Genomic DNA, 789 nt, shown 5'->3' with positions numbered 1-789 from the left:
TAGCCCTAAGATAGTACTAAGGCAGACCTAATATACCGGTAGAAGAAGGTCGGGTATTGGTCGGGAGAAAGGCAGGAGAGGGGCAGTGGCAAATTTATCGTTAACAGTTCCAGCGTTTTACGGCAGACCTTTAAAAATAACGTTTAGTTTACTTGGAAGTAATGTGTTCAAGTTCCTATCTTTGCACCACTCCGCAAGGGAGGAAGGGTTTGAAAGCAGGGAAATCAGGGATAGAAAGTCGAAGGACTTTGGTTTCTGATGGATTGAAAAACGGAGGGAATAAAAAAAAGATAATTTTTATTTTGGAAGTTTAAAAAAGATTTCTACCTTTGCAGTCCCGTCGGAAACGAAGGGGTTTTAAAAGAGATAACAAGGGCCGTAAGGCCTATAGATAAAGCAGAAGCGCGATGCGGATGCGGAGAAAGTTCTTTAAGGAAATGATCATGTAACGTAACGAGTAGCTGAAGTTTTTGGCGAAAGTTAAGAACGATAAGTTAGCAATAACTGACCAGCCAGGTCAGTCCGGAATTAGATATAAAAACAAGACAATTCTGTTTATATTATAAATAGTCTTGGTCTTACACTTCATTTTACTATGGAGAGTTTGATCCTGGCTCAGGATGAACGCTAGCGGCAGGCCTAATACATGCAAGTCGGACGGGATTCAATAGCTTGCTATTGATGAGAGTGGCGCACGGGTGCGTAACGCGTGAGCAACCTGCCCATATCAGGGGGATAGCCCGGAGAAATCCGGATTAACACCGCATAACACAGTTTTCTGGCATCAGT

The organism is Sphingobacterium pedocola (assembly GCF_015209965.1).
GTDB classification, from domain to species: Bacteria; Bacteroidota; Bacteroidia; order Sphingobacteriales; family Sphingobacteriaceae; genus Sphingobacterium; species Sphingobacterium pedocola.
The sequence above is the reverse complement of the archived record's forward strand: the minus strand, read 5'-3'. Positions refer to the sequence as shown.